Genomic DNA, 13,287 nt, shown 5'->3' on the forward strand with positions numbered 1-13,287 from the left:
CAGTCAGCTCTGCATTGAGCGCTGTTTCGACAGTAAGCTTGGTCAGCATACGGGAAAACGCATTGAGATCGGCTTCGGTTTTAAGGCCTTTAGCCAGTTCAGCCGCAAGGGCTTTAAGTTTCTTTTCGTCCATAATTTACCTGTCTCCGTTGCTGGAGTGAACATATCAAAAACAGGCAATTACACAATTTTAATTACAGTCTCCAGGCCTGTCCTTTCTGCACCAGAATATCCATGTCACTGCACTTAGCATGAAAGTGTCTAGCATATCTCCGGCCTGTTCAGCCATCTAACTATCGGGGTTACATTCTTGTTCTATGCGTTTCCGTCAGGCTAACTGTTTAACCATCTTTCATTAGTGTTTAAAACAATATTCTTATGTTTGCAAATGATTTTTACGACTTTCATATGATAGGCTCATCATTTGTAAGATTTAAAATATATTGCCTAACTATACGCATAAAGATTTCTTTGTCTGTCCTGAGCACTTTACATTTAGTTAATGTATCAACTTGTAAGACGATTTCACGCGCCAAGTCTTCGCTGTAGTTGTATTCAACCATAATAGTATCTATTACCCAGTTAGAGTTTCTAATACGCTCTGTCGCATGTATTACATACACCGAAATAATTAGCAAGAGAGCTATTCCCGCTACCACATAAAACATGTTGCACATATATCAGTTCCTTTATTCGATAGTTATTGGCCATTCCATGTCTTTGTGATAAGTGTACCAATGCCAAACATTATGAAGCTACTTTTAAATGCGTTATAGCTCATGGGTATGTGATAAAGGGTGTGATAAAATTGGCACAATATTGTGATAATTACTTTCTGCGTCAGGAAGGCGGCATTGGGAGAGAGGCAGGCTTGTGTCAACAAGCCACTTCCCGTAAGCTGATGAAAGAAGATATATTTACTAATGACTCGGGGTGCCCGCTGTAAAGCCTGGCTGAGATTTTACCCGTATTACCTGATCTGGATTATGCCAGCGTAGGGAAGTCAGGTATCTCTCCCGATACCGCCTTCCTGAGTGCCGGTGGGGAGAATTATGAATACCCGACCTACCTTTTTACCCGGCTCTTTAGCCGTCACTTCTTTGCAACAACTGCGCCTTTCTGCGCCGCTGGTTCACTGCCTGACCAACGATGTGGTGCAATCTTTTACCGCCAATGTCCTTCTCGCGCTGGGTGCATCTCCGGCGATGGTGGTTGACTCCGGCGAAGCGGCGCAGTTCAGTGCCATCGCCGATGCCCTGCTGATAAATGTTGGCACGCTGACCCGCCCTCATGCAGATGCAATGCTGGCGGCTGTTCACGCCGCTAATCAGGCCGGAAAACCGTGGGTTCTGGATCCTGTAGCGGTCGGTGGTCTGAGCTGGCGTACCGAATTCTGTCTTAAACTCATCACACTAAAACCTGCTGCCATCCGCGGTAATGCGTCTGAAATCCTTGCACTCAGTGGACTCAGTGCTTCCGGTCGCGGCGTTGACAGCGGGGACGATTCCCTTGCCGCTTTACCCGCCGCACAACAGCTGGCACGCCAAACAGGTGCGGTTGTCGCTGTCACGGGTGAAACGGATTACGTCACCGATGGCGAACGCAGCAGAGCCGTAGCGGGCGGACATCCGATGATGACCCGCGTGGTCGGTACCGGATGCGCGTTGTCCGCTGTTGTCGCTGCTTTTGTGGCTCTACCGGGCGGGCGGCTGGATAACGTCGCCGCCGCCTGCCGCGTAATGTCTTGCGCCGGAGAACGCGCCTGCGCAGTGGTGAAAGGCCCTGGCAGTTTCACACCAGAATTCCTCGATAACTTGTATTTAATCAGCGAAGAATGGCTGAACGGGGAGGGAATGCTATGAAACGGATTAATGCACTGACGATTGCCGGAACGGATCCGAGCGGCGGAGCGGGGATCCAGGCGGATTTAAAAGCCTTTTCGGCGCTCGGTGCGTACGGCACCAGCGTGATTACTGCGCTGGTGGCGCAGAATACTTGTGGCGTGCAGTCGGTTTATAACATTGAACCGGATTTTGTTTCGGCGCAGCTGGATTCTGTACTGAGCGACGTACGTATCGACAGCGCGAAAATCGGCATGCTGTCAAACAGTCAGATTGTGGAAGTGGTTGCGGAGCGGCTCAGACATTATCTGCCGCCTTTTGTGGTGCTCGATACCGTCATGCTGGCGAAAAGTGGCGATCCGCTGTTACTGCCGGAAGCCGTAGATGCCGTGCGCCGTCTGCTGATCCCGCAGGTATCCATTATTACGCCAAATCTGCCGGAAGCCGCAGCGTTGCTGGAATGCACGATAGCCACCAATGAAACTGAAATGCGCGAGCAGGGAGAAGCCTTGCTGGCGATGGGATGTGGCGCGGTGCTGATGAAGGGCGGCCATCTGAGCAATGAAGAAAGCCCGGACTGGTTATTTATGTCCGGTTCCCGCGAGCGTTTTACCGCGCCGCGCGTGGACACCCGCCACACTCACGGCACAGGATGTACGTTATCTGCGGCGCTGGCGGCTCTGCGACCGCGTCATAACAACTGGTCCGATACCGTGCGCGAAGCCAAAGAATATTTACAGCAGGCGCTGATGCAGGCCGATTCTCTGGAAGTCGGCCACGGTATCGGGCCGGTCCATCATTTTCACCGCTGGTGGTAAAGCCCGTTAAGCACGGCGCTGGGTTTCGCTCAGCGCCTGTTCGGCTTCATGAAATTTCGCCAGAGCCTGTTGCAAATGTTCCGCATCAAACGGATTCAGCGGATAGAATTTCTCTTCTTTACGCGGACGCAGCATGATGCGGATTTTATTCGCTGAAACCCTTTCAAACAGATAGCTGGCGATATCCTCATTTTCTTCATCTTTCCACGACAGCAATAATGCCGCGTGCTCACCGGTGCGACGACCAATAAACTGCTCGTGCGACCACAGGCCTTCCAACTCGCCGTCTTTTTGCAACTTTTTGCCGCTGAACCAAGGCGATTCCGCCAGTGTCCACAAAGCCTGCGGTGAGATTTCCTGATGCAGCTGACGCCACAACGGGCGGTTGTTATCCATCTGCCAGCAGGCCAGGCCCAGATAGTCATTCAGCGCGCGCCAGTCGCTTTCCAGCTTTTCCCGTAATTCAGGGTCCTGCACATGAATAAATTGTTGCAGGCCGGTCGCCTGTTCGCCCAGTTTGTTATAAGCAATGACGGTCATAGTGCGGGGCCGACGACGGAAGGTCACCCACAGTAAAAATTTGGGAATGCGAAAGGTAATCGCCTGAACGGTAAGCTTGTAACGGTTGCCCCGGGATAACACCAGACCATTCGAAGTACCGCGTTTATCCTGATAATTTCTCACCACCACTACGCTGTTCTGACCCATCCAGCCCATGACGTAATGTTCTTTTTCACTTTCAGCCACGTCCAGATCTTGCACGATTTGCGTGATTTTCTCGTTATCGAGCTGGGAGAGGGACAGTGACTGATCGGCGCTGTAATAGCTTTTTTTCAGGGGGGCAGCAGCTGGCATAAAAGTGTCCACGGTATTGATGTGGTTTACAGCTTACACCAAGTTGTCATACAGATTTTAGGGCTAACCCGCAAAATTTGTACACTGTCGCAAATTGTCTGTTTGGCAGGTTGCTTATCCCTCTGCGTAGTGACGATATTTTACGAGGCATCTCGAGAATAATTGCGTTGGCGATTGTTATTCCTTGGTTGAAGATTAATCTTGAGAAATTAATTTTAATGAGTGGAAGTAAAATAATATGCAAGGGATGACGTTACATGAAAAGGTGATTAGCGAGAGCGGGCTGCGTTCTTGATGAAGTCATGCCTGCCAGTGACAGGGCCTCTGGAGTTAAACTCGCTGGAGAATTTCTATCGCAAGACAAAAGGGCATCCTCTCATAGGAAAAATGCTGCGTTACAGTTTAAGTATGATGGTTATCTATGCCGACAGGCTTAAGGGGGACACTGACGATCTCGAAGTTTTTGGCCCGGCGGAGGCTTACTACCATCCACCAAAGGACTTCAGCAAATTACCCTGAAGTGAAGCATCACCTCCCGCGCTGAAGTTGATTTCACCGCGCGGGAATCAATTGGTCACTCCGCATCGAACCAGTCGCTGTTTTGCTCGGCAATAGGCGTGATAGTCGAGATCATTTCCTGAAGATGGATGCGGATGGCTTTTTCAGCAGCGTCCGGATCACGGGCTTTGAGCCCGTCAAAAATGGCATAGTGCTGCGCAATCAGACTTTCCGGTGGCGACACCTTACTCAGCGTTAAAAAGCGCACGCGATCCATCGTCGCTTTAATATGTTCGACCGTTTCCCAAGCCAGTTTACAATCAATGATCTGGGCAATCGTGCGGTGGAATTCATCATCAAGCAGCAGGAATTCCTGCGTCTGCTGACTTTTTGCCGCCAGCGTCTGGCGCTCCAGATTGTGTTCGAGCAGTGCCAGATCTTTATCCGTCGCCACCATCGCCGCGCGGCGTACCACGGCGGTTTCGACAGCTTCACGAATAAAACGTCCGTCAGCTACCCGTTTGGACGATATCTTCATGACATAAGTACCGCGTTGCGGTAATACCTGAACCAGTCCGGCTTCTGCCAGTTTGATAAAGGCTTCGCGAACCGGTTGGCGGGATACATTGAAACGGGTGGAAATTTCTTTTTCCGACAGAAATGCTCCCGGTGCAATGGCACAGGTGACGATGTCCTGACGTAAGGTGCGGTAAATCTGCTGATTAACCGGCACATTACTGAGAAATTCAAAGGAGTCTGTCATGGGCAAAGGTTGTCTTTATAGTCGGGAAGCCATAATACTAACATGAGTTTTCTCAGGATTTTGAGATTGTTAGCGCATGAATTACTGTGAATTGATATGTTCACGACAATACAGTTTTTTGTATGCTGCGGGTGTGATGCCTGACAGTTTGCGAAAAACCCGCCTGAAATACGCGACATCATTAAAGCCGGTCAGGCGCGCCACATCTGCGACGTTTCCGGTATTGGCCAGTAAAAGTTTTTCCGCCGCCGTCACCCGTTGCTTATGCAGCGCATCGGTCAGCGTCATCTGGAACGTCAGGCGGAACACTCGCCCGAGATAATCTGCGTTGCAATGCAACCGTTCAGCCAGCTCCGAAGCCCCCAGTGGTAAATGAAATTGTGTTGTGATCAGTTGGCGGGCCTTATAGGCCAGCGCCACGCCGGGACCATCGGGTTCGACGTTATCAGGCCAGGCTCGGGACACTTCTTGTAAAAGTAATAACAAAAACAGCTCAAGGGAATTTCCACCACGTTCCTGCTCATATAAAAATAATCTGAACAAAGTCAGAATAGTCTCTCTGTCTTTGACTTTGCAATGTTGTGGAATATCCAGCTGTAAAGAGGGATTATTTTGCTGTGATTTAATTTTTGCTTTATCTTTCACAAAATCAAAATGCAGCCAGTAAAATTTTAAGTCAGAATCGAAAGTGGTGACGCCTTTATGTTCACGTCCTGGGAATAATATTAAGCTTTCGCCTTCATGCAGATCAAATCGCGTATTTCCTTCCTGTAACGAAAGCGTGCCGCGAACCACGTAAATGAGCTCATGCGAACTCAGCCTGCGGGTCGGATGCGTGCCAATTCCTCTGGAAATGAATAAGCCCCCATTCTGAACTTTTACCGGATAATTGACGTGGAAAACAAGAGGTTCGGACATTCTTCAGGCTCCTGACGGGCTGTTTAAGCCTGACAGTAGCACAGGCAGAGGCATCTGCCAGCTACGCGGCAGGACGTTTTGATCTGCTTCACAAAATAGAGATGCAGGTCGGAATTGTCCCGTTTAACTACTTTATCCTCCTCTTGTTGACGTGATGCCCCTGTGACAGATTGACTGCGTACCTTATTTATTCTTCGGGCTGATGTAAATAATCTGCCTTATTAATCCTGTTCCTGTTGCTTATTAATAACGATATAAGAGCGAGGAAAAAAAATGTCAACGGATTCCATTAATACTGGTCCATCGCCGGTAGCGGGTGAGGGCGGAATAACCTCTGCCAATACCAGACTTTCTGTGAGCGAGAAAATAGGTTACGGGCTGGGAGATGCTGGCGGTACGATAATTACCTGTCTGATCACCAGTTTTCTGACATTCTTTTATACCGATGTTTTCGGCCTGACACCGGCGATTGTCGGTACGCTTTTTATTTCCCTGCGCGTGATTGACGCGATATCCGATCCGCTGATGGGTATTCTGGCTGACCGCACGCAAAGCCGATGGGGGCGTTTTCGTCCATGGCAACTGTGGATTGCGTTGCCGATTGGCGTTGTGGGATTCCTGACTTTCACGGTTCCCGGCCTGAGTGGCGATGCCAAAATCGCTTACGCCTTCTTCACTTATTTTCTGCTGTCAGTGTCTTACACAGCGATCAACGTGCCTTACTGCGCCCTGATTAACACCATGACGACTGATCATCGCGAAGTGATTTCCTGCCAGTCCTGGCGCTTTGTACTGTGCGGTGTGGCGGGATTTCTGGTTTCTGTCGGGCTGCCGTGGCTGGTTCAGGTGCTGGGTAAAGGCAATGCTGCCGACGGATACCAGCAGGGTGTGGGTTTGCTGTGCGCCGTTGCGGTAGTGATGTTTTTGTGGTGCTTTTTCACTGTACGTGAACGCCTGCCGCTGGCGCTGCTTGGGCAATTCAGCGTGAAAGAGCATATCCGTGGAATGTTGAAAAACGATCAACTGCTGCTGGTATTACTGATGTCTTTCCTGCTGATCAACGTGTTTAACCTGCGCGGTGGCGGCTACATGTATTTCATCACTTATGTGCTGAAGGGAGGCGCGGGTTATGCCTCGATGTTCTTCGGTATGGTCACGCTGGCCTCAATTCTTGGTGCGGTGATCGTCAACCAGTTGACCAAATTTATCGACAGCGTGCGGCTGTATATGATCACTAATCTGGTGCTGGCGGTATTTTCACTATTACTGTGGTTTGTCCCTGCCGGTGAGGCGTACCAGACGCTGTGGCTGGGCATCATTTTTGTTCACTGCGTGATCCTCGGTTTCACGTTACCGCTGCACTTTTCCCTGATGGCCTTCGCCGACGATTACGGCCACTGGAAAAACGGTATCCGCTCCTCTGGTATGAACTTCGCCTTCAACCTGTTTTTCATCAAATTAGCCTGGGCATCCAGCGCCGGGATTATCAGCCTGGTCTTCATTCTGGTTTCTTATCAGGCCGGTGCGGAACACCAGACTTCGGCGTCGCTGGGCGGTATCACCCTGCTGGAAACGCTGTTGCCTGCGGCGATGCATCTGCTGCTGGCGGGCACGCTGATGTTCTGCAAACTCGATAACAAATTGCTGTCGCGGATGTCGCATGACCTGGCCGCGAAAATCTCATAATTATTTTTTATTCAGGAGGTTCTATGTCGTTTTCCCCGGTTGAGTCTTTAGAAGTACCGCTTGATAAGGTCAATATTTCTGATGCGTTCTGGCTTGAATATCAGCGGCTGGTCAAAGACGTGGTTGTGCCTTATCAGTGGAAAGCCCTGAATGATGAGGTGACAGATGCAGAACCGAGTCATGCCATTGAAAATTTCCGTATCGCTGCCGGGCAAAGTGAAGGCGAGTTTTATGGGATGGTTTTTCAGGACAGTGATGTGGCGAAATGGCTGGAAGCTGTCGGTTATTTGCTGGCGAAAACGCCGGATCCTGCATTAGAAGAAACGGCTGATCAGGTGATCGAACTGGTGGGCGCCGTGCAGCAACCGGACGGTTATCTGAACACGTATTTCACGGTGAAAGAGCCGCAACAGCGATGGGCGAATCTGGCTGAATGCCACGAACTTTATTGTGCCGGACACCTTATCGAAGCCGGTGTGGCCTACGCTCAGGCAACCGGGAAAACGCGTCTGCTGGAAATCGTCTGTAAGCTTGCTGATCACATCGCGGATGTTTTCGGGCCGGGTGATAAACAGCTGCATGGCTATCCCGGCCATCCTGAAATTGAACTGGCGTTGATGCGTTTATATGAAGCCACCGGTGAAACCCGTTATCTCGAGCTGACCCGGTATTTTGTCGGGCAGCGCGGCGCACAGCCGCATTTCTACGACATCGAATATGAAAAACGAGGTAAAACTTCGCACTGGAATACTTACGGTCCGGCGTGGATGGTCAAAGATAAAGCCTACAGCCAGGCGCATGTGCCGGTTGCGTTACAGACGACGGCTATCGGCCATGCGGTACGTTTTGTGTATCTGTACGCCGGTGTCGCGCATCTGGCACGATTGAGTCAGGATCAGGAAATGCGCGAGGTTTGCCAGCGGTTGTGGGAAAACATGACGCAGAAGCAAATGTATATTACCGGTTCAATCGGTTCACAAAGCAGCGGTGAAGCGTTTTCATCGGATTACGATCTGCCAAACGACACGGCGTATACGGAAACCTGCGCCTCAATCGGGCTGATGATGTTTGCCAACCGGATGCTGCAGATGGACTCCGACAGTCGTTACGCCGATGTGATGGAGCGCGCGCTCTATAACACCGTGCTGGCAGGGATGGCGCTGGACGGCAAACATTTCTTCTACGTGAATCCGCTGGAAGTGCATCCGAAGAGTATTCCGTTCAACCATATCTATGACCACGTAAAACCGGTTCGCCAGCGCTGGTTCGGTTGCGCCTGCTGCCCGCCGAATATCGCACGACTGCTGGCTTCGCTGGGACATTACATCTATACCCAGCGGCCGGACGGCGTGGACATCAACCTGTATATCGGCAGTGATGTGCAGGCGATGATTGGCGGCAAACCGTTGCGGCTGAAGCAGTCCGGAGGTTATCCGTGGACGGAACAGGTTCTGGTTGAAGTCGATACTGATGCGCCGCTGAAAGCCACGCTGGCGCTGCGTTTACCCGACTGGTGCGCCAGCCCGCAAGTGACGCTCAATGGTAAACCGCTGGCGCTGTCCGCGCTGACGCACAACGGATATTTACGCCTGACGCAGGGCTGGCAGAAAGGCGATCGCATTGAAATGACATTGCCGATGCCGGTGACGCGCGTGAAGGGCAACGCCCTGTTGCGGCACGTGGCAGGAAAAGTGGCGATACAGCGTGGTCCGCTGGTGTATTGCCTTGAACAGGCCGACAACGGCAGCGAACTGCATAATGTGAGGCTGCCACAGGATGCGCAATTTCGCCTGATTTCCGGCAGCGGACTGTTCGCCGGTAAAACGTTATTGCAGACGCAAGGCGAGCGGCGGTTATCGGTTCAGGCCGGTCAGCAACCGTTGTACAGCTTCAATGCGCCGCCAGAGGAAATGACAACGCAAATCATGACTTTCGTGCCTTACTTTACCTGGGCCAACAGAGGGGAAGGGGAGATGCGCGTGTGGGTGGATCAAAACTAAACCTGCCGGTTTTGAATAAAAATCCGGCATGAGAGCCGGATTTTTATTGGGTCGGATTACTGTTTCCAGCTGTGGTATTCGCTGCCTCTCCGGCGCGGAGCGGTTTCCGGCAGCAGCGCCAGCCCAATGACTGAAACGACGCCCAGTACGATCATGTAGATCGCCAGCCCGTGATAATCGCCGCCGGTCATTTGCAGAATTTTTACCGCCACCAGCCCGAGGATCCCGCTGCCGATGAGTGATCCGATTTGCCAGATCAACGCAATGCCGCTGCATCGGATCCGCGTCGGAAACAGTTCAGGGAAGAACGATGCCTGCGGGGCGTAGCACATACTGTGACCGAACGTCAGCGCCAGAATCATCGCTATCTGCGTTACCCAGAAAATATCCAGTTTGAGCGCAAGGAAGAAAGGAATAATCCCGACAGCCAGCAGTACCGCACCCGCCATGTAAACCGGTTTGCGGCCAATACGGTCAGAAAGTTTTCCCATCAGTGGGATGGAGAATATTTCAAGGATCACCGCCACAATCATCGTTTGAAGCAAAATGCTTTCGCTCAGATGATTGGCTTTCCCGAACGCCAGCACAATAACCGTGAACATGGCGAAGGCACAGGCTTCAATCAGCTTGGCGCAGACTCCCTTTACGATAATTCCCGGATACAGCTTGATGACTTCCACCACCGGCCGGGATTCCACCGCTTTGGTTTTACGGATTTCAGCAAATACCGGTGATTCATCGATACGCAGGCGGATAAATAATCCGACGATCACCAGCAATAAACTCAGCAGGAACGGAATACGCCAGCCCCAGTCGAGCATTTGTGCCGCTGAAAGCTGTGAAGTCAGTAAAGCGAAGAGTGCAGAAGGGAGCAGAAAACCCAAAGGCGCGCCTATCTGTACCCAGCTGGCGAAGAAACCACGACGCTCCGGCGGGGAATATTCTGCGGTCATCAGCACCGCACCGGCCTGTTCGCCGCCGACGCCAAAACCCTGCAGGACGCGGATCAGGATTAGCAGGACCGGCGCCCAGAAGCCGATTTTTTCATACGTCGGCAGCAGGCCGATACAAAACGTCCCGAGTCCGACAATCAGAATGGTGATCACCAGCGCTTTTTTTCTGCCGACTTTGTCGCCGATATGGCCAAACACAATGCCGCCTAACGGGCGGGCAAGAAAACCGACGGCATATGTGGCGAAAGCTGCCAGCGTGCTGATAAGCGGATCATGGCTGGGGAAAAATAGCTGGCCGAAAAATAGAACCGCGGCCGTCCCGTAGGCGAAGAAATCGTAATATTCGGCGGCGGTGCCGATGGCGGATGCCCCCGCGACGCGTTTTAATAATCCCCGCTGTTCATTTTCAGAGGCTTTTGAAAGGGGCTGTGATGACATTTGTGACATGGTGAAATGCTCCGGTTTAGCAATGACGCGGGTAGCAAAGCGCCGCCCCTGATAAGGAGCGGCTTTTCATTCAGAACATCAGTTGTGAGACAGCGTTGTGGCTGGCGTGTGTTTTGGTGGTTTAATTACGAAGAACACCAGAATTGCACCCAGCGCGGCGACGCCACCGGCCAGAATAAAGGCGCTGTCGAAGCGACCGGTATTTTGTACGATGAAACCGGTCACGACCGGACCAATAATGCCCGACACACTGCCGACCAGATGGATAAACCCGCTGGTGCCTCCGACGCGAGATTTATGTACCACGTCCTGAATAATCGCCCAGTAAATAGCGCCGGTGGTGTACAGGAAGAAAATAGACACTGACATCAGGATAACTGCCGGAACCACGCTGGTGACGATACCGGCAAGCGCGACACAAATCGCTGCGGCTAACAGACTGACCACTAATATGATTTTACGCGACAGTAATAAACGGCCGGTGATATTGAATATCTTATCGGAAATATATCCGCCCAAAGCCAGTCCGACGAATCCGACAATCCAGGGAATAACGGTGGTCAGGCTCATTTCTTTAATATTTAGACCATGAGCCTGTACCAGATAAGCCGGGAACCAGCTGAGGAAGAAGAATAAAATATAGTTATAACAGAAGAAGGCAAAGGCAGTGACGAGGATAATTGGCTGACGTAAATAATATCCCAGACCATGCGCGGCCTGTGCCAGATCTTCTTCTTCGCTGATATTTTCATTCTTCAACTGATCAACTAAACGTAATTCCTCTGGTGAAACACGTTTACTTTTCAGCGGATTATCCGCGACGGTAAAGAACCACACCGCCATCCAGATAATCCCGATGGAAGCGATCACCATAAACGCCGGACGCCAGCCGAAGGAAATCGCTAAGTACCCGACAATCGGCCCGGCGACAGCGCCGCCGAGAGGCGAACCGGCGCTGAGTAAGCCCATCGCGGTTGCCGCCTGTTTCTTCGGAAACCATCCGTTAATCATCTTATTTGCCGAGGCGCAAATCGGGCCTTCAGCCATACCGAATAATACCCGCAGTATTAACATGGAATAAAAGCCGGTCGCGATAGCGGTCATACCACAAAATATTGACCATAATCCGACGGCTAATCCCATCACCAGCGTCGGACCGAATTTATCCACCGCCAGACCGCCGATAAAGTTAAATATCGCGTAACCAAAAAAGAAACTGCCAAATATCATACCGAATTGTTCGGGATTAATAGTCAGTTCTTTTTCTATCATCGGAACAGTAATCGACAGCGCAACGCGGTCGAGGTAATTGATCATGTAAACCAGGAACAGCAGGAATACGATGATCCAGCGTAAGTTCTTGAACATAGGTGCTCCACTTGTCGGTGTCGTTTTAATAGTGTTGCGTTTTTTGTAGGTAGAATATGAGGTGCTGCTGACGGGAGGATATTAAAAATCCTCCCGTCATTTGTTCAAAAATAGCTAAATGTCAGAATGTCAGTAAAACTTTGCAGCAGGAACGCTGATCTTTCTCAAACAGCGTTAATGCCGCTTCAACGTCACTGGCAGGCATCCAGTGTGTTACCAGTTTTTCGGGCGCGATTTTCCCTTGTTCGATCCATTCAATCACCTGCGGGAACCGGTGGCTGTTCAGGCGCGATGAAAACAGTGAAATTTCTTTGCTGGTAATACTTTGCTGCGTCACTGAACTGGGCTCACCGGAAAAGCCCATCATACCGATTCGCGCTGCCGGGGAGGCCAGCAGAATGGCTTCCTGCAAAATGGCCGGATGGCAGGCGGCATCCACAATAAGCGTCGGACGCACACCTTCGGCGGCCAGTTCATCAGCTACACTGAGCTCGCTGTTGTTGATTATCCAGTCTGCACCGCTTGCCTGAGCCATCTGCAATCTCTCATCAATGCGGTCGGCGACAATCACTTTCTGCACGCCGTACACGCCTTTCAGCACCTGGACAACCGTCAGCCCCATCGGGCCAGCACCGTAAATCAGTGCAGTATCCTGTGGAACAGGTTTCAAAAAGGCGGTGATATTGGCGGCGATAGTAAACGGCTCGACCATGCTGGCGAGTTTGTCGGGAATGACGTCAGGTACCACATAGGCGTTTTTCGCCGGTGCGCAGGCGTAATCACTGAAACCGCCATCGCGGTGGACGCCGATCACCTGTAATTGGGCGCACACATTCGGGCGGCCTATGGAGCAGGGATAACAATGTCCGCAGCTGACAACCGGATCGACCACGACGCGCTCTCCGATGCGTGATGCCTCTACGCCTTCACCCACGCTGTCGATGTGACCGAAAAATTCATGGCCAATCACCCGCGGGTATTTTGCGAAGGGATTGTGGCCGTGATAGATATGCACATCCGACCCGCAGATACCGGCGTGACTGACCCGAACTCGTACTTCGCCGGCGGCAGGTACCGGCAAAGCACGTTGCTCGATGACTAATTTCCCGGGTTCTTGTATAACGACGCTGTTCATTTTTA

11 protein-coding genes, 1 pseudogene and 1 riboswitch are annotated in these 13,287 nt (G+C 51.4%); of the genes and pseudogenes, 4 read left to right on the plus strand and 8 right to left on the minus strand.

What is annotated here, in order from left to right:
- Window positions 1-133: pseudogene (locus tag J1784_RS13655) on the minus strand (IS256 family transposase); the annotation flags it as partial.
- A gap of 271 nt (window positions 134-404) precedes the next feature.
- A complete protein-coding gene (locus tag J1784_RS13660) occupies window positions 405-677 on the minus strand; it encodes a hypothetical protein (RefSeq protein ID WP_217149685.1) in 273 nt (90 codons plus the stop codon).
- A gap of 242 nt (window positions 678-919) precedes the next feature.
- Window positions 920-1,018: riboswitch (TPP riboswitch) on the plus strand.
- Between the two features lie 34 nt (window positions 1,019-1,052).
- Here J1784_RS13660 and thiM point away from each other — a divergent pair.
- A complete protein-coding gene (gene thiM, locus J1784_RS13665; RefSeq protein ID WP_217149686.1) occupies window positions 1,053-1,862 on the plus strand; it encodes a hydroxyethylthiazole kinase in 810 nt (269 codons plus the stop codon).
- Complete coding sequence (thiD, locus tag J1784_RS13670) at window positions 1,859-2,659, plus strand: bifunctional hydroxymethylpyrimidine kinase/phosphomethylpyrimidine kinase (RefSeq protein ID WP_217149687.1); 801 nt, start codon at window positions 1,859-1,861, stop codon at window positions 2,657-2,659. The genes thiM and thiD overlap by 4 nt, the downstream gene beginning before the upstream one ends.
- A 6-nt stretch (window positions 2,660-2,665) precedes the next feature.
- On the opposite strand, the gene J1784_RS13675 is transcribed toward thiD, so the two are convergent.
- From J1784_RS13675 to J1784_RS13685, 3 genes are all read right to left on the minus strand, one after another.
- The gene (locus J1784_RS13675; protein ID WP_217149688.1) at window positions 2,666-3,514 is read right to left on the minus strand and encodes a hypothetical protein; all 849 of its coding nucleotides are present in this window, start codon (window positions 3,512-3,514) and stop codon (window positions 2,666-2,668) included.
- Window positions 3,515-4,088: 574 nt separating this feature from the next.
- A complete protein-coding gene (locus J1784_RS13680; protein WP_217149689.1) occupies window positions 4,089-4,775 on the minus strand; it encodes a GntR family transcriptional regulator in 687 nt (228 codons plus the stop codon).
- Window positions 4,776-4,856: 81 nt separating this feature from the next.
- The gene (locus J1784_RS13685) at window positions 4,857-5,693 is read right to left on the minus strand and encodes an AraC family transcriptional regulator (RefSeq protein ID WP_217149690.1); all 837 of its coding nucleotides are present in this window, start codon (window positions 5,691-5,693) and stop codon (window positions 4,857-4,859) included.
- Between the two features lie 273 nt (window positions 5,694-5,966).
- Between J1784_RS13685 and J1784_RS13690 the strand changes: the two genes are divergently transcribed.
- On the plus strand, window positions 5,967-7,379 hold the full coding sequence (locus J1784_RS13690; protein WP_217149691.1) for an MFS transporter: 1,413 nt from the start codon (window positions 5,967-5,969) through the stop codon (window positions 7,377-7,379).
- A gap of 23 nt (window positions 7,380-7,402) precedes the next feature.
- Complete coding sequence (locus J1784_RS13695) at window positions 7,403-9,379, plus strand: glycoside hydrolase family 127 protein (RefSeq protein ID WP_217149692.1); 1,977 nt, start codon at window positions 7,403-7,405, stop codon at window positions 9,377-9,379.
- A 56-nt stretch (window positions 9,380-9,435) separates the two neighbouring features.
- Here J1784_RS13695 and J1784_RS13700 read toward each other — a convergent pair whose 3' ends face one another.
- From J1784_RS13700 to J1784_RS13710, 3 genes are all read right to left on the minus strand, one after another.
- Complete coding sequence (locus J1784_RS13700) at window positions 9,436-10,770, minus strand: MFS transporter (RefSeq protein ID WP_420803974.1); 1,335 nt, start codon at window positions 10,768-10,770, stop codon at window positions 9,436-9,438.
- Between the two features lie 87 nt (window positions 10,771-10,857).
- Window positions 10,858-12,147 carry an MFS transporter gene (locus J1784_RS13705; RefSeq protein WP_217149694.1) on the minus strand — a complete coding sequence of 430 codons (1,290 nt, stop codon included), beginning with the start codon at window positions 12,145-12,147 and terminating at the stop codon, window positions 10,858-10,860.
- A gap of 121 nt (window positions 12,148-12,268) precedes the next feature.
- Window positions 12,269-13,282 carry a Zn-dependent oxidoreductase gene (locus J1784_RS13710; protein WP_217149695.1) on the minus strand — a complete coding sequence of 338 codons (1,014 nt, stop codon included), beginning with the start codon at window positions 13,280-13,282 and terminating at the stop codon, window positions 12,269-12,271.
- Window positions 13,283-13,287 lie beyond the last annotated feature (5 nt).

This window comes from Rahnella ecdela (genome assembly GCF_019049625.1).
Classification (GTDB): Bacteria; Pseudomonadota; Gammaproteobacteria; order Enterobacterales; family Enterobacteriaceae; genus Rahnella; species Rahnella ecdela.

Bases quoted from the DNA above. Each gene is read 5' to 3' on its own strand.
- J1784_RS13660 (WP_217149685.1), bottom strand. From the start codon at position 677: ATGTGCAACATGTTTTATGTGGTAGCGGGAATAGCTCTCTTGCTAATT.
- thiM (WP_217149686.1), top strand. From the start codon at position 1,053: ATGAATACCCGACCTACCTTTTTACCCGGCTCTTTAGCCGTCACTTCT.
- thiD (WP_217149687.1), top strand. From the start codon at position 1,859: ATGAAACGGATTAATGCACTGACGATTGCCGGAACGGATCCGAGCGGC.
- J1784_RS13675 (WP_217149688.1), bottom strand. From the start codon at position 3,514: ATGCCAGCTGCTGCCCCCCTGAAAAAAAGCTATTACAGCGCCGATCAG.
- J1784_RS13680 (WP_217149689.1), bottom strand. From the start codon at position 4,775: ATGACAGACTCCTTTGAATTTCTCAGTAATGTGCCGGTTAATCAGCAG.
- J1784_RS13685 (WP_217149690.1), bottom strand. From the start codon at position 5,693: ATGTCCGAACCTCTTGTTTTCCACGTCAATTATCCGGTAAAAGTTCAG.
- J1784_RS13690 (WP_217149691.1), top strand. From the start codon at position 5,967: ATGTCAACGGATTCCATTAATACTGGTCCATCGCCGGTAGCGGGTGAG.
- J1784_RS13695 (WP_217149692.1), top strand. From the start codon at position 7,403: ATGTCGTTTTCCCCGGTTGAGTCTTTAGAAGTACCGCTTGATAAGGTC.
- J1784_RS13700 (WP_420803974.1), bottom strand. From the start codon at position 10,770: ATGTCATCACAGCCCCTTTCAAAAGCCTCTGAAAATGAACAGCGGGGA.
- J1784_RS13705 (WP_217149694.1), bottom strand. From the start codon at position 12,147: ATGTTCAAGAACTTACGCTGGATCATCGTATTCCTGCTGTTCCTGGTT.
- J1784_RS13710 (WP_217149695.1), bottom strand. From the start codon at position 13,282: ATGAACAGCGTCGTTATACAAGAACCCGGGAAATTAGTCATCGAGCAA.